Raw genomic sequence first — 19,253 nt, forward strand, 5'->3', positions numbered from 1 at the left:
CCAGCTTGAGATTATCAAGCTGGGCTTTATTGATCTTGTTCTAGAGCTGATTAAGCAGCGGCTGCGAACTGAGCTAGAAACATCTCTTTACGTTCGTTGAAGCGGTTTACTAGGTCGTCGACAGAAGCTTGGTCGTATGGCTTAAGACCACTTGCTACCATGCGTTTCACGCCTTTACCTACCACTTCGCCGTCTTCTCTGAAATCGAAGTTCAGTGTCACGATGCCACGCTTGCCTTCAACATCAAAAGTCGCACCTGAGAATTCAACTTCTGGGTGAGACAGGTCTAGACGAGTAAATTCAACTTCCATGCTCTCGTAAATTACAAGAGGGCGTTGGCAGTTGATCATCATCTGTTGCTCTTCCATAAGAGGAACCATGATGTGTGGGAAGTTCATACCAGAGAACTTAACGTAGTTTGTTACTACGTGTTCGATGAATGCTTGATCGTGGCTCTTTTCACCTTCACAAGACATGTGTAGGTACTCTTTGCCTTTCTCGTCAACCAGTGAGCTTTCTTTCTCACACTTGTTGTCAACGCTTAGCGCAATACCGTTACCCACCATACCTGAAAAATCAAAACGCATTTTTTGGCTGATACCTTCTTTTTGCAGAAGTACTGCAAACAAAAGATCGCCAGGCACGCAGAAGCGTTTGTTGTCTTCATCGTGAATTGGGTTGAAGTCAGCGGCTACTTTTTTAGCAAAGTGGCTAGCCTGTTCACGAGTGAATTGAAATTGATTGTCTTCAGTAGAAAAGTAAGGTGTCAGAAACATAGTATCGCTATTAGTCATCAAATCTGGGGTGGATTATAGCTAACTAACTTCGTTCTAATGGTCTATCCAGTTAACTTTGCTTATATATCAGTCAATTAGATAAATACGTTGGATGGTATGTGACGATTTTAAGGGAGATATGGCCTTTGGCTCAATGCAACAAGGGCTAATTAATAGCCCTTGTTTATATGATACTTTAATTAGTGTCGACTAAAGTATTTTAAGTACTAGAAACTGCACAAAGTACCTTCTGGCATTAAGTGATTATGAACGGATAATTTGAGTAACAGGTTAGCTTGCTCAATATCTGGAGCAAAATATCGGTCTTTGTCGTAGAAACTCACTTTCTCACGTAGAATCTGCTTCGCTTCTTCCACACGAGGAGAAGATAGATTAGGCGCTCGGAAGTCGAGTCCTTGTGCTGCTGCTAAATATTCTACTGCCAATATCCCACGGGTGTTTTCAGCCATGTATCTAAGCCTACGCGCGGCAAAGGTGGCCATTGATACGTGGTCTTCTTGGTTGGCAGAAGTAGGTAGGCTGTCTATTGACGCCGGATGAGCCAAGGTTTTGTTCTCACTTGCCAATGCTGCAGAGGTAACCTGAGCAATCATAAAGCCAGAGTTCACGCCGCCGTTATCGACCAAGAAAGGTGGAAGTTTGCTTAGTGCGCTATCAATCAGCAGCGCCATTCTACGTTCTGACAAGCTACCGATTTCAGCTATCGCTAGTGCAAGGTTATCTGCTGCCATTGCGACGGGCTCTGCGTGAAAGTTACCACCTGAAATGATGTCGCCATCGTCAGCGAAAACTAGCGGGTTGTCGGATACGGCATTCGCTTCAATCGTTAGGGTTTCTGCTGAATTACGAATCTGCTGTAAACAAGCACCCATCACTTGAGGTTGGCAACGCAGTGAGTAAGGATCTTGAACCTTTTCACAGCAAGTGTGTGATTCGCCAATTTCACTCTTTTGATCAAGCATATGGCGGTAAGCAAGTGCTGCATCCATTTGGCCACGATGACCACGAACGCGGTGTATACGAGGGTCAAACGGACGACGACTACCCAGCGCTGCCTCGACCGACATCGCACCACACACGGTTGCAGACGCGAATAAGTCTTCTGCTGCAAACAAACCTTCTAATGCAAATGCAGTTGATGCCTGAGTGCCGTTTAACAGCGCCAGACCTTCTTTAGGTGCGAGCGTGATAGGTTCCAAGCCTGCGATCTGCATTGCTTCTAAGCCCGTGATGATTTTGCCGTTGTGGCGTGCTTGGCCTTCACCTAGAAGTACCGTACTCATGTGGGCGAGGGGAGCGAGGTCTCCAGAAGCGCCCACTGATCCTTTTTGTGGTACACACGGGTAAACTTGTGCGTTCACTAGATCGATAAGAGCATTGATGACCTTGAGTCGGATACCCGAGTAACCACGAGACAAGCTGTTAATCTTAAGTACCATCATCAAACGCACAGTCTCATCAGACATGAATTTACCAATGCCCGCCGCGTGAGAAAGCACGATACTTTTCTGTAGTACTTCTAAATCTTCTGGGGCGATTTTGGTATTCGCTAATAAGCCAAACCCCGTATTGATGCCATACACAGTGCGATCTTCAGCAATCACTTGCTCGACAACGTGCATGCTCGCTTCAATATCAGGAATCGCTGCAGAGTCAAGTGATAAGTTTACAGGGCTACGGCTAATCTTACGCAGTTCAGGTAGGCCAAGAAGTCCTGGTTTAAGTAATAAATTCAACATGTTTTCTCCAGACATTAAAGGCGACGAAGTTCTTCGTTTAGCATAGGCAAATCAAGCTTCTGTTCTTTAGCACACTGCTTGGCAATATCGTAACCCGCATCAGCATGACGCATAACGCCTGTTGCTGGGTCGTTGTGAAGTACACGAGCAATACGCTGTGATGCATCTTCACTGCCGTCACAACAAATCACCATTCCTGAGTGTTGCGAGAAGCCCATACCAACGCCACCACCATGGTGCAGAGAAACCCATGTCGCGCCGCCTGCAGTATTTAGCAGAGCGTTCAATAGAGGCCAATCTGATACGGCATCTGACCCGTCCATCATGCCTTCTGTTTCGCGGTTCGGGCTTGCCACTGAACCTGAATCTAGGTGGTCACGACCGATAACAACCGGCGCTTTCAGTTCGCCATTTTTAACCATTTCATTGAATGCTTGGCCTAAACGTTCGCGATCTTTCAAGCCAACCCAACAAATACGAGCCGGTAAGCCTTGGAACTGAATGCGTTCACGCGCCATATCTAGCCAGTTGTGTAGATGCGGGTTATCTGGAATCAGTTCTTTTACTTTTTGATCTGTTTTGTAGATGTCTTCAGGATCGCCAGAAAGGGCAGCCCAACGGAAAGGTCCGACGCCCTCGCAAAATAAAGGTCGTATATAGGCTGGAACGAAGCCTGGAAAATCAAACGCGTTTTCCACACCTTCTTCCAGTGCCATTTGGCGAATGTTGTTGCCGTAATCGACGGTCGCAGCGCCACGGTACTTAAGATCTAGCATAGCTTGTACTTGAATCGCCATTGATTGCTTAGCGGCTTTCACTACTTTCGCTTCATCAACTAAACGTTCTTGTGCTGCTTTTTCCATCGTCCAACCTTGCGGCAAGTAGCCGTTCAGCGGATCGTGGGCAGAGGTTTGGTCCGTCACTACGTCAGGCGTGATATTACGTTCAACTAACTCTGGGAATACGTCTGCTGCGTTACCAAGCAAGCCAACAGAGATTGGCGTGTCTGACTCTTTAATCATTGCCATCGCTTCATCTAAGCTGGTGGCTTTTTTGTCTACATAGCCAGTACGCAAGCGGTAGTCGATTCGTGATTCATCACACTCCACTGCGATCATTGAGAAGCCAGCCATCGTTGCAGCAAGAGGTTGAGCGCCGCCCATGCCACCAAGACCACCCGTTAGAACCCATTTGCCCTTCGCTTCACCTTGGAAGTGCTTCTTGGCAATCGCGACAAAGGTTTCGTAAGTACCTTGAACGATGCCTTGTGAACCAATGTAAATCCAGCTGCCTGCTGTCATTTGGCCGTACATCATCAAGCCTTCTTTATCGAGCTCGTTGAAGTGTTCCCAGTTCGCCCAGTGTGGAACAAGGTTCGAGTTAGCGATCAGTACGCGAGGTGCGTTTTTATGAGTCGGGAACACGCCCACAGGTTTACCTGATTGAACAAGTAAGGTTTGGTCGTCCTCTAAACGCTCCAATACTTCCACAATCTTGTCATAACATTTCCAATCACGCGCAGCGCGACCAATACCGCCATAAACAACCAGTGCATGTGGGTGTTCTGCCACATCAGGGTCTAGGTTGTTCATCAGCATACGCAGTGGTGCTTCTGTTAACCAAGATTTAGCGCGCAAAGTGGTGCCATGAGGTGCGCGAATTTCGCGAGTCGTGTCGAGACGAGGGTCACTGTTGTGGTGTTCCGTCATTTTGGAATTCCTTCTGTTTCACGTTATATCGTTGTAGTTGTAGTTATCGGTATAGCTGGATTAGTCGCTGGCCATTGCACTGGCAATATCCCAACATAAACGAGCCGCTAATCGAGCCGTTTGGCCATCGACGTCGTAGTCTGGGTTGTATTCCGCTATGTCCGCGATAATGAGTTTTTCACTGTGTTGGAAAATCTGTTCTAGAAAAGGAGCAAGCGCTTCATAGCTCACGCCTCTTGCCGCTGGTGCACTTACGCCCGGCGCAGTAGCTGCGGGGAAAACATCGAGATCAATGGTGAGATAGAGATAATCACACTCAACGATGAATTTTTGTAACTTGATCAGTTGAGCGACTTGATTCACTTGGGTCATGTTGCGGTCGTGTTCATACCACACGCCCAGTTGGTCAGCTTTGTTAAACAGCGCTTTGGTATTGCTGGCGGCACTCACACCAAGACAAGCGTAATGAAACGGCCATTGATGTGCGTGGCAGTAATCACTGATCTGGTTAAAAGGCGTGCCGGAGCTCGGTTTAACATCGGTGATGTCGCTTTCAAATTCACGAAGATCAAAGTGAGCATCAAAATTAACGATGCCGATCTTAGGATTGTGTTCTGATTGAATTTTATTTAGGTGCTTAGCGAGACCTTGGAACGTTGCCCAAGCCACCTCGTGACCACCGCCAAGGGTAATCACTTTGTTGGTTGCTAAGGCATTGGCAATCACAGAAGCACACTGTTTTTGGCTGACTTCTAATTGACCATCATTGCACTCGATATCACCAAGATCGGCGATGTGTGCGTCACTGTGCCAAGCCATATTCGCCAACGCTTGGCGTATCAAGTTAGGTGCTTGTTTCGCGCCCACGCGTCCTTTATTTCTTGCAACACCGGCATCGCTGGCAAAGCCTACCAAGGCAACAGCGTTGTCAGTAAGCCCTTCATTTAAAACATTACTTTGTACTTGCGTGGTAATGTGATGAACACGAGTACCGAGCTCGCCATCTTCAAGGTCATTACGCCCCGTCCACACAAAGTTGTGAGTGGTGGATACTGTATTAGTGCAGCTGGATTTAGATTGAGTCATGACAGACCTCGCCATTAACAATGCGCTTATGCAGGTGAGGAACACCAACTTGATAGCTTAAGTCGGCAGGGTGCTCGATATTCCAGATAGCCAAATCAGCAGAGTAACCTACTTCAATTTTGCCTCTGTTTTGCGACTCGCCAATGGCAGCCGCCGCGTTACAAGTTACACCGCGTAGCGCTTCTTCAGGCGTCGTACCAAACAGGGTGCAGCTCATGTTCATCATCAGCGTTAAGTCTGCAAAGGGAGATGTGCCGGGGTTTAGGTCGGTCGCGATCGCCATTGGGATTTTGTGTTCACGAAGTAAAGCAATAGGTGGCTGTTGAGTCTCTTTCAGGAAGTAGAAAGCACCGGGTAGCAAGGTGGCAACTGTGCCTGATTCTGCCAGTGCTTTTACTCCGGTTTCATCAAGGTATTCAACATGGTCAACAGAGAGTGCGCCGTATTTAACTGCAAGCGCGCTGCCACCCATATTCGAAAGTTGTTCAGTGTGGCCTTTAATCCCGAGGCCATGTGCTTTGGCTGCTGCAAATACACGTTCGGTTTGTTCTAGGTTGAAGCCGATAGATTCGCAAAACACGTCAACTGCATCGGCGAGCCCTTGCTCTGCAGCTTTAGGAATGATCTCTTGGCAAACCAGATCGATATAGCTGTCCGGTTGCTCTTTGTATTCGGGTGGCACAGCATGCGCTGCAAGGAGAGTAGTGGTGATCTTAATTCGGCGATGATTCTCTAAAGCTTTGGCTGCGCGTAACATTTTGAGTTCATCATCAAGTGTTAAACCATAGCCAGATTTTACTTCGATGCTGGTTACGCCACTTCTTAGTAGGCCATCAAGTCTCGGTAATGCCATTTCAACCAGCTCAGACTCTTGCGCTGCGCGTGTTGCAGTGACTGTCGCTAGAATGCCGCCGCCTTGCTTGGCGATGTCGGTGTAAGACACACCATTCAAACGCTGCTCAAATTCATTGGCACGATTACCCGCAAATACGAGGTGAGTGTGGCAATCAATTAATCCGGGTGTCACTAGCTTGTTCTTGCAGTCATAGGTGACGTAATCCAAAGAACCATCAACACGTACTTGTTCTAACTCAGAAGCAAGTGCGCCTTGGTTTGAACAAGAGATGGACACGATTTTACCGCTTTCGATAACTATATCTTGAGGGGAAGAGGGCTGATAACCGTCGACTCCCGAGCTCATGGAGACCACTCGTGCATTTTTGAGGATCAAATTCATAATCACCTAGATCTTTGCTAAACATTAAATGTATATACAAATAAATAGGCTAAACGCTGACCCGAATCAAGTCGATGTTGCAAAAATGTGATCGGCGATCAGGATGATGTTCTTTAATTTAGAAGTATCTTGGAGCTTAATTTGTACTTAGAACCAGGATGGTAGAGCAATGCAAAGCTGATGAGGCGCTCTTTACTCCATGTTCTTCTATTCAAAAGTAGGCAAGGTTCTGATTCAGATAGCTTTAGTGACGTTCTGATTTGAGAGTCAGGAATAATGGCTTCAACCGTGTGCTCGATTGCACTCAACGGGCAGCTTTTTGAAAGGTATTCATTGGGTGTAGAGGTTGAAAAGTCTTGCTCTAGGTATTTTGGTGCGGCTTGCGAGTTCACCCAGCGCGCTTCCAATTGAATCGGTGTGTTGTCAGCAAAGTGGATGATTTCACTATAGAATACTTCGGCATTGATCATCACACCTAACCGTGTCGCGGTGCTTTCATCTGCCTTGATGCTCTTGTGCTTGATAACCTGGCTAGCATACGTTTGACCTCGGTCTTTGATCTCTTGTGCGATGTTGTTGATATCAAGCAGCGGAGATTGCGCTTTTTCGTCTGGTTCACAAACAAAAGTACCTAGCCTTGGCTTCCTGATGAGTTTGCCTTCAGACACAAGATCTCGAATGGCTTTATTGACCGTCATTCGACTCACATTGAACTGCTCTGTGAGTTCGAGTTCTGTGGTTATCTGGTAACCCACTGGCCAGTGACCACTGTTGATATTATCGTCTATGAACTGTTTTATCTGAAGGTAGAGCGGCGCTTTCGACATAATGAAACCTTATTTGACTATACAAATAGAGTAACGGAATTTTTCACGATTTCAACATTTCCTCGGGCAATGTGACCTTATTCAACATAGATGGGGCAAATTGCTTGATTCTGTGAGGCAAGTGTCGCAAATTGTCACGTAATAACTATTCGTAAATCAGATGATTAGAAAGGGAAATAATATGTTTAAGAAATTAAAGGCCTCGTTGGGCATCGGTGCAGCAAAGGTTGATACTGTCTTAGATAATATTGAAGTTTTCCAAGGTGGAGAGTTGTCTGGCAATGTTCACATTGTTGGTGGCGACGTTGAGCAACAAATCGACTTGATTAACTTGGTTCTCAACACAGAAGTAAAAGTAGAAACGGAAGACAGTACCAGCTACGAAACCTTTTCACTGGGTCGTATTCAAGCGGTAGAGCCTTTCGTTATCCAACCGGGCGAAACCAAACTGGTTCCATTCCGACTTAAGTTAAATGATGAAACGCCAGTCACCGCGTTGAACGCACAAATGAACCAATGCCATGTGTGGGTTGAAACCAACCTAGATATAGGCTTCGCGATTGACCCTAAAGACCGTGACTTTATCTCCGTACACCCACTGCCAACAGTTGCTAAAATCATCCAAGGCGTGGAAGCATCCGGTATGGCAATGGTGAAAGCTGACGTAGAGAAGGGCTTCTTAAAAGGCAACAACTTTGCTTCTCGTTCGGGTTGTTACCAAGAGATTGAATTTCGCAGCGGCGGTTTCATGAATAATAAAGAGATCGAGCTGTCATTCATCGTTGAAGGCTCAATGGTTCACTGCCTAGCAGAAATCGATCGCTCAATGAGCTTCCGTGGCGATCAATACATCTCATTCAGCTTGCCTGCGAACGCTGCCGATTCAGACATTCGTAACGCAGTCTCAAGAATCATGAATGCGTAGTTGCTCTCTCTGTTAGTCGTTACTCTTTCTATTAATAGAGACAAGACAGTACGATTTCTAAAGCCGAACTTATCCGTTCGGCTTTTTTAATTCTACTATCTCGACCATAAATGGACTTACCACTGATGACGATAGGCCAGCTGGAAGGCAACATCGGTGGAGTTGTCCATGTTGAAGATGTTTTCGATAATGGATATCTCGACTGCTGAGCGTTGCATTAGATACCTATATCCAAACATCATTTCATTCGCGGCCTCTGAAAACTCAGTTTCACCGTCTTCTGCGCCTTCATACCATCTATATTCAAGGTGTAACTCATGATTTTCAAATAGTGTGAGTTGATAGCCGCCCATCCATGACCATGTTGTTTTCTTATGTGCAAAGCCATTCTCTACATCTCGATTTGACTGATTGGCGAGCCCTAAGCTTGTGTAAAAGGTATTGATATCGAGTTGGTAGGCATAGTTGAATTGAGCGCTTTGCTCGGAGCTACTTCCTTCAAAGGCACCGTGGCTGACATTGTTGTGATAAAGGGATACACCAAAGGATAAACCGTGGTTTTCAAGGTCTATGATTTGGTATTGAGTGTAGAGGGTGAAAGCACTAGTCAGCGTATCGCCGGAGAAGTCTCTAATATTGATATCGTGGTCTGGTGCGTGAATATCAAATTGATGCCGTTCTTTACGATCGCGTCCTGCTTGGTCGATGTCGAATAGGTCATGAAAGTTGATGGTGATTTTGTCTAGGTTATTGTTGGCGGCGTAAAGGTAGCGGTAATTGAATTCTACTTGCCACGTTTTAGTTAATTGCCATCGCAAACCAGTGTGAAGCTGATTCTGATAATAGTCTAAGTGGTAGTCGTGGGAATTGGCCCAGATACTCGCGGCAGTTAAGGCGGTAAATATTTCAACTTTATTCTCTTTGAGGGGGAAGCCAGAGCGAAGTGCCGGAGTGAGACGAACAGACTGCAATGGTGCTTGAGTATAACTGATTAAGGGGCCGTAATCTTTATTGGCCCAAGCCGCTGGAGTGTAAATAGCAGCAGTTATGATTAACGGCAAAGAGGGTATTAACGATATAAAAGTAGCCTGTCTCTCCATATGCACCTCATCCGTATTCCGTCACTTATCTATAGCTTAGTTCGAAAGGTGAGTTTTAAAAGTAGAGAGATGAAGACCACGGTGCTCAAAGGCACTGTAGATTAATGAAGAGTCATTGAAGTAATACTACCTGTTACTTTGTTATTTTAACTTGTGCTCGTTTGTGAACTCGGTATTTAGGCCTATTGGGATACATCTATTCGTGTCACGTTACTCTACCGCCTCATCGGTAATCTGGGATTGAAATGTCATTAGGCTTTCTAGTTTTTTTGCTGCAAGCTTCAACCTACCGGCTTTAGTGAGTAAGTCACTAACACTCAACCTCAATGTAGGTGCGTGTATTGCCATGCCTGCAATCATATTTCCGTCTTGATCACAAACTGGGACTGCAATGGCAACCATACCTTCAATGAGCTCTTCATTGTCGATGCTAATACCACGAATCCCAATCTCGTCGAGCTCTCTGTTTAGGTCGTCGACGTTGGTAATCGAATGTTTTGTTTGTGGTTCTAGTGTTAGGGTCGAAAGTATCTGCTTTCGTTTATTTCTTGGCATTAAGGCCAAAAATAGCTTGCCACTAGCAGTACAGTGCAGAGGTAACCTCGAGCCTAATTTTAAGTTGACCATCATAGGCCAATTAGCCTCAACACGCTCAAAATACAACAATTCATATCCATCTAATACGGATAAGTTACAGGTTTCCTGTATTTCGTCTGTTAATTCTTTTAAAACCATCTGGCGAGGTGCGCGCCCATCAAAATGTGACAGGACGTCTAGAGACATTTTTTTAAATCGAGAACCGATAGACAAGAAGCGACCTTGGAGATCTCTCGCAATAATATCCTCCTCTTCAAGTTGACTGAGTATCCGGTGTACGCTGGCCTTAGGAAGGTTTAGGAACAAAGCAATATCAACCGCTGTAACGGGGCGTGTCTCACTAGCGATGAACTCAGTAATCTTAAATGCACGTGACAGTGCTGAATTACTTGACGATTCGTTATTGCTCATGCTGCTTCTCCTTTGTTTTTTCTGATAAATTTGCAAGCAATGGGTCATTGCTTGCAAATTCGGTTAATCTACTTTAGCCGCCAAATTGAACCAAGAATAATGAAATGCTCGGTAATAAAGCAATCAAAACCCACGAGATAAATAGCGCTGTGAAGTAAGGAATGACAAACCGAACTAACTTACCATAAGGGATCCCGGTTACGCTACTTGCGACATATAAATTTAAGCCGAACGGTGGTGTGACAAAACCAATTGCAGCTCCGACTAAGAAGATAACTGAAAAATGAATCGGATCGACGCCAATGCCTGTGGCAATAGGTGCGAGAATTGGAGCTAAAATAATGGTAACCGGTAAGCTTTCTAAGAGCATCCCGGCTAAAAGTATAATCCCCATACACATAAATAAGACTGCGTAATAGCTTCCGAATCCATTAAGTGCGTTACCAATTATTTCACCGACTCCCATCATGGAAAGTAATTGTTGCATGACGACAGAAATCGCGATTAATGGTGCTAGCATCCCTGTAATCTGCCCTGATTTGAGCATCACAGAAGGAATGTTTTTGAAATGTAAGTCTTTGGTCAGAATACAGCCTGCGATAATTGTGAACCCAACGGTGAATGCAGCGGCCTCTGTTGGTGAGAATGCTCCAGAGTAAATGCCGTAGACGACTACACCAATAGTAATGAAGCCGAGGTAAGCGCGTCTTGCATATTTGAAACTGGTCTTTGCGACAAAAGGAATAACTGTTCCCCATCCTTGTTTTCGAGCAACTAGATGGCATGCGAACATCATCGCTAATACCATGAGGCTACCTGGCAGCATTCCTGCAATAAACAGATCCGTTATGGAAAGGTTCATCATGAAGCCATACACAATGAATATCACGCTCGGCGGAATAATAATTCCAACAGTTCCTCCTGATGCTGCTGTGGCTGCAGAAAATCTTTCGTCGTAACCATTCTTTTTCATTTCTGGAGCCATTATTGAGCCAATTGTGGCTGTTGTCCCAGCATTAGACCCGGAAATGGCTGCGAACATCCCACAAGCTCCAATCGCAGCCATACCCATACCACCACGAATGGAACCCAAAATAGAGTACGCAAAATCAGAGAGTCGTTTTGCAATGCCTGCAGCATTAATTAGATCGCCGGTTAGAATGAAAAGAGGTAATGCTAGTAAGCCGAAAAAGTTTAACCCCTCAAATAGCGTTACACCGATGTTAGCGAGGGTAAAGTCAATGACGATACTAACCCCAACAACCCATAGCCCAATGATTAAAAATATAGGGATGCCTGCTAGAAATAGAACCAAAACGATGACACTAATAATGCTAATCAAATCACCTTCACTCATGCTTCTTTCTCCGCTAATGATGTCTGGATTATCAATGGCTCATTATTTATGTACCGTTTACAATCTTGGAAGAAGTTCTGTATCACTCGATAGATTATTAATGTCCAGCCTACTGGTGTTGCCATATAAAACCACCACTGCATGACATCGTCAGTTCCTTGAACAATTGCAAAATTGTCGTAAGCGATCCTTACCTGATCCGTTGCAAAATAAAGAACGACGCCCGCAAAAACTAGCCAGAGAACGGCATCTAATATGAGGCATACAAATTGCGCTTGATAAGGGAGGCGTAATCTAATTTCGGTGAGCGATAAGTGAGTACGGTTTTTGACATTGACAGCTGCGCCGACCCAGGTAAGCCATAAAAATAGTAGTACAGGGATACTAGTGCTCCACGGAGCCTGAATACTAAAGAAAAAACGTCTGATTATTTCAACGAAGATAATGACAGTCATTATAGAGTAGCTGCTCACAATGAGATATTTTTCTATGTTGTTATCTAGCCAATACAAACACTTTTTGACTGAGGTTGCCGGGTGGACGGCAGTGCTGATGATTTCATTCATGATGTCATGCCTTAGTTTTATTTAATGGGTTGTCAGAGTATTAACCTAACCACCAACGTTGTGGTTTGACGTTGACTACCGCTGCGTCTTTAGGGAGTTCTCTAGCAATCCCGTGAATTTCTTTATAGATATCAATATCGCCTGCCCAAGCATTTAAACGATTACGCCATTTTTGCCATGGTTCTGGGTTATATTCCGGTGAGCATATTTGTTCAGCCTTAAATCTCTCTTCATCTGAAAGTGCAGCAAAGCGGATATTATTCTGTCGGAATTGCGTATTCTCGTTAGGGTGAGTTTGTGCACCAATAATTTCGTACAACCCACCTTCATTCATTCCGTGAGTAAAAATTTGTGCACAATATGCAGATTCCATGACCGCTTCTTTATGTTTATCGCTTAACTTTTCAAAAACGTCGTAATTCATAGCTGTACTCTCGTTGCCAGAGAACATGCGTAAATCGATCGCTTGAGATATTACTGATGTCATTCCTGAATATGCCGCTGCGCTCATCCAAGTTTCCGCACCATCAAGTAGTCCTTGTCGGAGCCCATCAATTGTTTCAGCCCAGGCAACTGGTACAGGGTTGAGATTGAGTTGCTCCATGGCGATACGCCCTAACTGGGTTCCTGTTACTCGGTTTTTGGTGCCTTGAATATCGGCTAGCGACGTAACCAAGGGTTTGTCTTTCCATTTGTTGCCTAACATGAGTCCACGTAAGTCACAGTGCGTGAATAGGAATTGAATGTTGTGGCGTTTACGTAATGGTTCACGAAACAATGATTCGCTTCGTTTGTCATAAAAAAAATGAAATTGCGAAGCTCGCGTAGGGAACATGTATGCAAAATCAAGAACATTCATGTATGGCGCACCAGCAGCGGAGTTTTGTGTAGATGCGGAATATATGTCAACGATTCCTTGCTGAGTTTTTCTTATACAATCCAATTGCCCACATAGTTGATTGGAGCCAAAGAATTCAACTTGTATTTCACCATTTGTTCTTTCTTCAAGATCTCTAGCGAAAAATAATTGTCCCGACTTTTGGATATCTAAGTTTTGTTCATTAAAGCCAGAGGCTCCAAACTTTAAGACTACGATTGGTTTTTTCTTTTCTCGAGTTCGAGATACGCTTTCCGACGCATTTGCCAGGCTACTTAAGGTAGCCCCTGTCCCTAATGTCCCTGCAGCGAATAAAGCTGATGTAAGCCCGGCACGCTTTGCAACATTAAAAAAGTCGCGTCGGCTATATGGTTTGTCTTTTGAAGTTCTCATGTACCCATCCTGATTCATGTAAATAGCCCAATTACACTTGTTTAAAAAATGTTAAATGTCCAAGTTGGATTGTTATTAGTGTGCGATAAGTCAACAAAAAACAATTCATATTCTCTCGATATTTACTAATTATTGTTATTGTTTTATGTTTTTTGGGACGCTGTGTCTCGATTTATGAAAATACAAAGGAGATTTTGTTATGGGAAGGTTACATAAGGATGTGGGTGTCTTTGATTATGTTGTTGTAGGGGCGGGGTCGGCTGGGTGCGCAATTGCTAGTCGTTTAAGTGAGGATCCAGATGTTTCAGTGTTATTACTTGAGGCTGGTGGTCGAGATTGGAATCCTTGGATTCATATCCCGGTTGGTTATTTTAAAACCATGCACAACCCGTCAACTGATTGGTGTTATCTAACCGATCGTGATGAAGGTATTGATAATCGACAATTACAATGGCCTAGAGGCAAAGTACTTGGTGGGAGCAGCTCCTTGAACGGGTTGCTATATATACGTGGGCAAAAAGAAGATTATAACGACTGGGCGTCACTTGGTAATGAGGGGTGGAGTTATGACGACGTGCTTCCCTATTTTAAAATGTCTGAATGTCAAAGCCGAGGAAAAGATAAGTACCATGGCGTGGATGGGCCGTTGAAAGTGTCAGATCTTAGACTGAAACGGGATATTGCCGAACGATTTGTGGAGGCAGCTCAAGAGGTAGGTATTCCTTGGAATGATGATTTTAATGGTGAGAACCAAGAAGGAGTAGGCTATTTTCAGCAGACAGCATTTAATGGGTTGAGGTGCAGCAGTGCAAAAGCTTTTTTAACGTCGGCTCGAAAGCGCCATAATTTAACAATATTGACTCATGCACATACCTCCAAGCTTGATATTGTCGATAAGACAGCAAAAGGTGTTGAATTTTTTTGCAATGGAAAAGCAATGTATGTTTCGGCAGCTAAAGAGATTATTGTCAGTGCTGGTGCAATTGGCTCACCGCAAATATTACAGTTGTCTGGAGTTGGCAACAGAGCGGAGTTAGAAGCAGTAGGTGTTGATTGCGTTCATCATTTACCTGGAGTTGGAGAAAACCTTCAAGACCATTTACAAATTCGTCTGGTCTACAAAACTAGTTGTACAACACTGAACGATGAGTTGAGAACACCTTTGCATAAACTGACAGTGGGAGTTAAATATGCTCTGTTTCGCAAAGGTCCTTTAACGTTGGCTGCTAGTCAGGTATGTATTTTCACTCAGTCTTCCTCTGACTTAACAAGGCCTGACATACAGTTTCATATGCAGCCACTCAGTGCGGACAAACCTGGAGAAGGAGTGCACCCATTTTCGGCCTTTACTACTTCGGTTTGTCAATTGCGTCCTGAAAGTCGAGGTCGTGTGAAGATCACCAGCAAAGACTACTCCGTGCACCCTAGTATCCAACCTAACTATCTCTCGCACCCTAAAGATAAAGCTGTTGCAATAAACGCGATAAAGGTAGCGAGAGAAATCACCGATGCGAGTCCTTTATCTTCGGTTATTTCTGAAGAGTTTGTACCAGGTTCAAAGTATCAAACGGATGAACAATTGTTGGAAGCTGCGACAAAATACAGTCAATCCATCTATCACCCCGTTGGTACTTGTAAGATGGGCAATGATGCAATGGCAGTCGTTGATAATGAGCTAAAAGTTCATGGGCTAAAAAGCTTAAGAGTAGCGGATGCATCTATCATGCCTATTATTGTGTCGGGAAATACTAATGCACCGTCTATTATGATCGGTGAAAAATGTGCAGCTATGATAAAAAAAGAAACTAGTCTGTCTAAATCAAAGTCAGCAAAATTGTGCGAAGAAGCGATTTAATGCATCGGGGCTAAATTTAATCTCTAGGTTAGATGTATTACAGCCCCAAATAGTGTTCCCTGCCAATAAGTCATTTGCCAAACCACTGACGAAAATACTCCCAAAAATTACTCTTATGAGTCTATATTTTTGTTCAGAGTAAAAAGAATGGTTGAGGCTCAGAATATCAATACCCTACATTTACCTCTTTTGTTTCGCTTCATCAATCCTATGCAAGAAGACTTATTGCGTCTATAACACGATAGGCGTGCGAATTGCCTGAATTTGACTGCAGGGGAGAGGGGCGGCTTCGGCGCCATACCCACAGCGCATCATTGTCATTTTATATTATTTCGTTACAATGCTCGGATACCTACAAATAGGGCATCTGTATTTGCTTCTATGTGGGTATATTTATTATGCATATATCCCCAATCAGCGTACTCGTTGATTGAAAGACATATATTAAACATTTTCATGTGTTGCTTGGTGTGCAACACCACTGTAAAGGACAAATAATGCCAATTATTACTCTTCCTGACGGTAGTCAGCGTCAATTTGACAACCCTGTATCAACTCTAGATGTTGCCCTATCAATCGGTCCTGGTCTTGCGAAAGCTACCATTGCTGGTCGTGTAGACGGCGAGCGTGTTGATGCTTGTGATCTTATCGAAAACGATGCAAGCCTAGAAATCATCACAGCTAAAGATGAAGTTGATGGCCTTGAGATCGTTCGTCACTCTTGTGCTCACCTTTTAGGTCACGCGATTAAGCAGCTTTTTCCAGAAGCGAAAATGGCGATCGGTCCTACCATCGATAACGGTTTCTACTACGATATCGACCTTGAGCACTCTCTAACGCAAGACGATCTAGAAAAGATTGAAAAGCGTATGAAAGAGCTAGCGAAGACCAAATACCAGGTTGTTAAGAAGAAAGTTAGCTGGCAGGAAGCGCGCGACGCATTCGAAGCTCGCGGCGAGACTTACAAGATTGAAATCTTGGACGAGAACGTTTCTAAAGACGATCGTCCAGGCCTGTACCATCACGAAGAATACATCGATATGTGTCGTGGTCCACACGTGCCTAACATGAGCTTCTGCCAGCACTTCACTCTACTTAACGTAGCGGGTGCATACTGGCGTGGTAACAGTGACAACAAGATGCTTCAACGTATCTACGGCACTGCATTCCACGACAAGAAGGCACTTAAAGCTCACCTTGTGCGCCTAGAAGAAGCGGCTAAACGTGACCACCGTAAAATCGGTAAAGCGCTTGACCTATTCCACATGCAGCAAGAAGCACCAGGCATGGTGTTCTGGCACCACAACGGTTGGACTATCTTCCGTGAGCTAGAAGTATTTATTCGTCAAAAACTGACTGAGTACGATTACCAAGAAGTTAAAGGCCCATTAATGATGGACCGTGTTCTTTGGGAACGCTCTGGTCACTGGGATAAGTACGCTGAAGCGATGTTCACTACTTCTTCAGAGAACCGTGAATACGCTATCAAGCCAATGAACTGTCCTGGTCACGTTCAAATCTTCAACCAAGGTTTGAAATCTTACCGTGATCTACCGCTACGTATGGCTGAGTTCGGCTCATGTCACCGTAACGAGCCGTCTGGCGCACTTCACGGCATTATGCGTGTTCGTGGCTTCACTCAAGATGATGCTCACGTATTCTGTACTGAAGACCAAGTTCAACAAGAAGTTAAAGCTTGTATTGAAATGGTTTACGATACTTACACAACTTTCGGCTTCGAAAGCATCGTTGTTAAGCTATCTACTCGTCCAGAACAGCGTGTAGGTTCAGACGAAATGTGGAACCGTGCAGAGGCTGACCTTAAGCAAGCGCTAGAGGCAATGGACATTGCATACGAGATTCAAGAAGGCGAGGGTGCGTTCTACGGACCTAAGATTGAATTTACTTTGCATGATTGTTTGGACCGCGCTTGGCAATGTGGTACAGTGCAGCTCGATTTTGCATTACCAGAACGTTTAGGTGCTACTTACGTAGGTGAAGATAACGAGCGTCACACGCCAGTTATGATCCACCGCGCGATTTTAGGTTCACTAGAACGCTTCATTGGTATTCTTATTGAAGAATACGCTGGCTTCTTCCCAACGTGGTTGGCGCCAGAACAAGCAGTTGTAATGGGTATTACAGACAAACAGTCTGAATATGTACAAGAAATTACGAAAAAACTGCAAAAAAGTGGATTTAGAGTCAAAGCAGACTTGAGAAATGAGAAGATTGGCTTTAAAATCCGCGAACATACTTTGAAACGTGTACCGTTCATGCTTGTGTGTGGTGACCAAGAAATGGAAGCCGGCGAAATTGCAGTACGTACACGTAAAGGTAAGGACCTTGGCAAATTTAAAGTGGATGACTTTATTTCATACATCCAAGCCGAGGTTTCAAGCCGTAAGCTCAATCTGGAGGAATAGCTATTAAAGGCGGAAGACGTGGCCAACAACCGGCCAAACAAAACCAGCACCGTTTAAACGGTGACATTCGTGGCGTTCGTGAAGTGCGTCTAACTGGCGCAGACGGCGAAGCTGTTGGTGTAGTATCAATCGCTGAAGCGATGGAAGCTGCAAATGAAGCTGGTATGGATCTTGTAGAGATCAGCCCTAACGCCGAGCCGCCAGTTTGTCGTGTGATGGACTACGGTAAGTTCCTCTTCGAGAAGAGCAAAGCTGCGAAAGAGCAGAAGAAGAAGCAAAAGCAGGTTCAGATCAAGGAAATTAAATTCCGACCTGGAACTGATATTGGAGACTATCAGGTAAAACTACGCAACCTGACTGGTTTCCTAGAAGACGGCAACAAAGTGAAGGTAACAATTCGCTTCCGTGGCCGCGAAATGGCTCACCAAGAAATCGGTGTTGACGTTCTTAATCGTTTGAAAGCGGATACTGAAGAATTTGCAGTAGTCGAATCTTTCCCAACGAGAATTGAAGGTCGCCAGATGATCATGGTGTTGGCCCCTAAAAAGAAGTAATTAACGGCTTTGCAAGTAATTGAACCCTGCAGCCTCAGGTTGCGGGGTTTTATTCGCCCTAATTACTATGTTATTAACAACTCAACAATGCGGAGTTATTCATCATGCCTAAGATGAAAACCAACAAAGGTGCTGCTAAGCGTTTCCAGAAAACTGCTGGTGGTATTAAGTTTAAGCACGCTGGTAAACGTCACATCCTGACTAAGCGTACTACTAAGAACAAGCGTCAGCTACGTCCGAACTCGATCCTTCCTAAATGTGAAGTTGCTCAAGTTCTACGTATGATGCCATACGCTTAATTCTTTTTAGTTTATAAATTCGTTTAGTTTAGGAGAAGCATAATGCCTCGCGTAAAACGTGGTGTACAAGCTCGTGCACGTCATAAGAAAGTTCTAAAACAAGCTAAAGGTTACTACGGAGCACGTTCACGTGTTTACCGCGTAGCTTTCCAAGCAGTTACCAAAGCTGGTCAATACGCTTACCGTGACCGTCGCAACAAGAAACGTCAATTCCGTCAACTTTGGATTGCACGTATCAACGCGGCATCTCGTCAAAATGGTCTATCTTACAGCCGTTTCATCAATGGCCTAAAGAAAGCATCTATCGAGATCGACCGTAAGATTCTTGCTGACATCGCAGTATTCGACAAAGCAGCATTTGCTGTTCTAGTTGAAAAAGCGAAAGCATCTCTATAATTTAGAGTTAGCTTAAAGGTTTAAGAAAAGGAGAACTTCGGTTCTCCTTTTTTATTGCCTGTAATTTGGCTTTGCCATACTCTCTCGCATCTCGCATCTCGC

At 44.5% G+C, this 19,253-nt stretch carries 17 protein-coding genes; 6 read left to right on the forward strand and 11 right to left on the reverse strand.

Translation table 11 applies throughout. The annotated features are described in order from the left end of the window. Positions 1-50: 50 nt before the first annotated feature. The 6 genes from AB4351_RS20645 to hutC all read right to left on the reverse strand — a co-directional run bounded on the left by AB4351_RS20645 (position 51) and on the right by hutC (position 7,395). Entirely contained in the window at positions 51-776 is a 726-nt protein-coding gene (locus AB4351_RS20645) for a DUF3581 domain-containing protein (protein ID WP_065111155.1), read from the reverse strand. A 227-nt stretch (positions 777-1,003) separates the two neighbouring features. After that, positions 1,004-2,536, reverse strand: a complete 1,533-nt coding sequence (gene hutH, locus AB4351_RS20650) for a histidine ammonia-lyase (protein ID WP_372127008.1) — start codon at positions 2,534-2,536, stop codon at positions 1,004-1,006. 14 nt (positions 2,537-2,550) lie between these two features. Then, positions 2,551-4,245, reverse strand: coding sequence for a urocanate hydratase (gene hutU / locus AB4351_RS20655; RefSeq protein WP_372127010.1), 1,695 nt, complete (start codon positions 4,243-4,245; stop codon positions 2,551-2,553). 60 nt (positions 4,246-4,305) lie between these two features. Further along, positions 4,306-5,331 (reverse strand): formimidoylglutamase, encoded by a 1,026-nt coding sequence (gene hutG / locus AB4351_RS20660; protein WP_372127012.1) that lies wholly within the window; start codon positions 5,329-5,331, stop codon positions 4,306-4,308. Further along, complete coding sequence (hutI, locus tag AB4351_RS20665; RefSeq protein WP_372127014.1) at positions 5,318-6,568, reverse strand: imidazolonepropionase; 1,251 nt, start codon at positions 6,566-6,568, stop codon at positions 5,318-5,320. The genes hutG and hutI overlap by 14 nt, the downstream gene beginning before the upstream one ends. A gap of 113 nt (positions 6,569-6,681) precedes the next feature. Further along, the gene (gene hutC / locus AB4351_RS20670; protein WP_017072048.1) at positions 6,682-7,395 is read right to left on the reverse strand and encodes a histidine utilization repressor; all 714 of its coding nucleotides are present in this window, start codon (positions 7,393-7,395) and stop codon (positions 6,682-6,684) included. 181 nt (positions 7,396-7,576) lie between these two features. Here hutC and AB4351_RS20675 point away from each other — a divergent pair, with 181 nt between their 5' ends. Continuing rightward, positions 7,577-8,320, forward strand: coding sequence for a sporulation protein (locus AB4351_RS20675; RefSeq protein WP_280590822.1), 744 nt, complete (start codon positions 7,577-7,579; stop codon positions 8,318-8,320). A gap of 116 nt (positions 8,321-8,436) precedes the next feature. Here AB4351_RS20675 and AB4351_RS20680 read toward each other — a convergent pair whose 3' ends face one another. From AB4351_RS20680 to AB4351_RS20700, 5 genes are all read right to left on the reverse strand, one after another. Beyond that, entirely contained in the window at positions 8,437-9,420 is a 984-nt protein-coding gene (locus AB4351_RS20680) for a DUF3187 family protein (RefSeq protein ID WP_372127015.1), read from the reverse strand. A gap of 210 nt (positions 9,421-9,630) precedes the next feature. Beyond that, entirely contained in the window at positions 9,631-10,428 is a 798-nt protein-coding gene (locus tag AB4351_RS20685) for an IclR family transcriptional regulator (RefSeq protein WP_017059781.1), read from the reverse strand. A gap of 73 nt (positions 10,429-10,501) precedes the next feature. Beyond that, a complete protein-coding gene (locus AB4351_RS20690; protein ID WP_017059782.1) occupies positions 10,502-11,785 on the reverse strand; it encodes a TRAP transporter large permease in 1,284 nt (427 codons plus the stop codon). Beyond that, the gene (locus AB4351_RS20695) at positions 11,782-12,351 is read right to left on the reverse strand and encodes a TRAP transporter small permease (protein WP_017059783.1); all 570 of its coding nucleotides are present in this window, start codon (positions 12,349-12,351) and stop codon (positions 11,782-11,784) included. Before AB4351_RS20695 ends, AB4351_RS20690 begins: the two co-directional genes overlap by 4 nt. A gap of 40 nt (positions 12,352-12,391) precedes the next feature. Further along, complete coding sequence (locus AB4351_RS20700; protein WP_198594319.1) at positions 12,392-13,621, reverse strand: TRAP transporter substrate-binding protein; 1,230 nt, start codon at positions 13,619-13,621, stop codon at positions 12,392-12,394. Positions 13,622-13,820: 199 nt separating this feature from the next. Between AB4351_RS20700 and AB4351_RS20705 the strand changes: the two genes are divergently transcribed. The 5 genes from AB4351_RS20705 to rplT all read left to right on the forward strand — a co-directional run bounded on the left by AB4351_RS20705 (position 13,821) and on the right by rplT (position 19,151). Then, a complete protein-coding gene (locus tag AB4351_RS20705; RefSeq protein WP_102320511.1) occupies positions 13,821-15,476 on the forward strand; it encodes a GMC family oxidoreductase in 1,656 nt (551 codons plus the stop codon). A 497-nt stretch (positions 15,477-15,973) separates the two neighbouring features. Further along, positions 15,974-17,902 carry a threonine--tRNA ligase gene (gene thrS, locus AB4351_RS20710; protein WP_372127017.1) on the forward strand — a complete coding sequence of 643 codons (1,929 nt, stop codon included), beginning with the start codon at positions 15,974-15,976 and terminating at the stop codon, positions 17,900-17,902. A gap of 2 nt (positions 17,903-17,904) precedes the next feature. Further along, the gene (gene infC / locus AB4351_RS20715; RefSeq protein WP_076654893.1) at positions 17,905-18,456 is read left to right on the forward strand and encodes a translation initiation factor IF-3; all 552 of its coding nucleotides are present in this window, start codon (positions 17,905-17,907) and stop codon (positions 18,454-18,456) included. A 104-nt stretch (positions 18,457-18,560) separates the two neighbouring features. Beyond that, positions 18,561-18,755, forward strand: coding sequence for a 50S ribosomal protein L35 (gene rpmI / locus AB4351_RS20720; RefSeq protein WP_004738430.1), 195 nt, complete (start codon positions 18,561-18,563; stop codon positions 18,753-18,755). A gap of 42 nt (positions 18,756-18,797) precedes the next feature. After that, complete coding sequence (gene rplT / locus AB4351_RS20725; protein WP_004733517.1) at positions 18,798-19,151, forward strand: 50S ribosomal protein L20; 354 nt, start codon at positions 18,798-18,800, stop codon at positions 19,149-19,151. Positions 19,152-19,253: the final 102 nt, after the last annotated feature.

Origin of the sequence: Vibrio sp. 10N.261.51.F11 (genome assembly GCF_041471665.1) — a bacterium.
Classification (GTDB): domain Bacteria; phylum Pseudomonadota; class Gammaproteobacteria; order Enterobacterales; family Vibrionaceae; genus Vibrio; species Vibrio crassostreae_C.

Excerpts from the sequence above, each read along its gene's own strand:
- rpmI (WP_004738430.1), top strand. The coding sequence starts at position 18,561 with ATGCCTAAGATGAAAACCAACAAAGGTGCTGCTAAGCGTTTCCAGAAA.
- thrS (WP_372127017.1), top strand. The coding sequence starts at position 15,974 with ATGCCAATTATTACTCTTCCTGACGGTAGTCAGCGTCAATTTGACAAC.
- hutI (WP_372127014.1), bottom strand. The coding sequence starts at position 6,568 with ATGAATTTGATCCTCAAAAATGCACGAGTGGTCTCCATGAGCTCGGGA.
- AB4351_RS20705 (WP_102320511.1), top strand. The coding sequence starts at position 13,821 with ATGGGAAGGTTACATAAGGATGTGGGTGTCTTTGATTATGTTGTTGTA.
- AB4351_RS20700 (WP_198594319.1), bottom strand. The coding sequence starts at position 13,621 with ATGAGAACTTCAAAAGACAAACCATATAGCCGACGCGACTTTTTTAAT.
- hutC (WP_017072048.1), bottom strand. The coding sequence starts at position 7,395 with ATGTCGAAAGCGCCGCTCTACCTTCAGATAAAACAGTTCATAGACGAT.
- AB4351_RS20645 (WP_065111155.1), bottom strand. The coding sequence starts at position 776 with ATGTTTCTGACACCTTACTTTTCTACTGAAGACAATCAATTTCAATTC.
- AB4351_RS20695 (WP_017059783.1), bottom strand. The coding sequence starts at position 12,351 with ATGAATGAAATCATCAGCACTGCCGTCCACCCGGCAACCTCAGTCAAA.
- AB4351_RS20685 (WP_017059781.1), bottom strand. The coding sequence starts at position 10,428 with ATGAGCAATAACGAATCGTCAAGTAATTCAGCACTGTCACGTGCATTT.
- rplT (WP_004733517.1), top strand. The coding sequence starts at position 18,798 with ATGCCTCGCGTAAAACGTGGTGTACAAGCTCGTGCACGTCATAAGAAA.
- AB4351_RS20680 (WP_372127015.1), bottom strand. The coding sequence starts at position 9,420 with ATGGAGAGACAGGCTACTTTTATATCGTTAATACCCTCTTTGCCGTTA.
- AB4351_RS20690 (WP_017059782.1), bottom strand. The coding sequence starts at position 11,785 with ATGAGTGAAGGTGATTTGATTAGCATTATTAGTGTCATCGTTTTGGTT.
- hutH (WP_372127008.1), bottom strand. The coding sequence starts at position 2,536 with ATGTTGAATTTATTACTTAAACCAGGACTTCTTGGCCTACCTGAACTG.
- hutG (WP_372127012.1), bottom strand. The coding sequence starts at position 5,331 with ATGACTCAATCTAAATCCAGCTGCACTAATACAGTATCCACCACTCAC.
- AB4351_RS20675 (WP_280590822.1), top strand. The coding sequence starts at position 7,577 with ATGTTTAAGAAATTAAAGGCCTCGTTGGGCATCGGTGCAGCAAAGGTT.
- hutU (WP_372127010.1), bottom strand. The coding sequence starts at position 4,245 with ATGACGGAACACCACAACAGTGACCCTCGTCTCGACACGACTCGCGAA.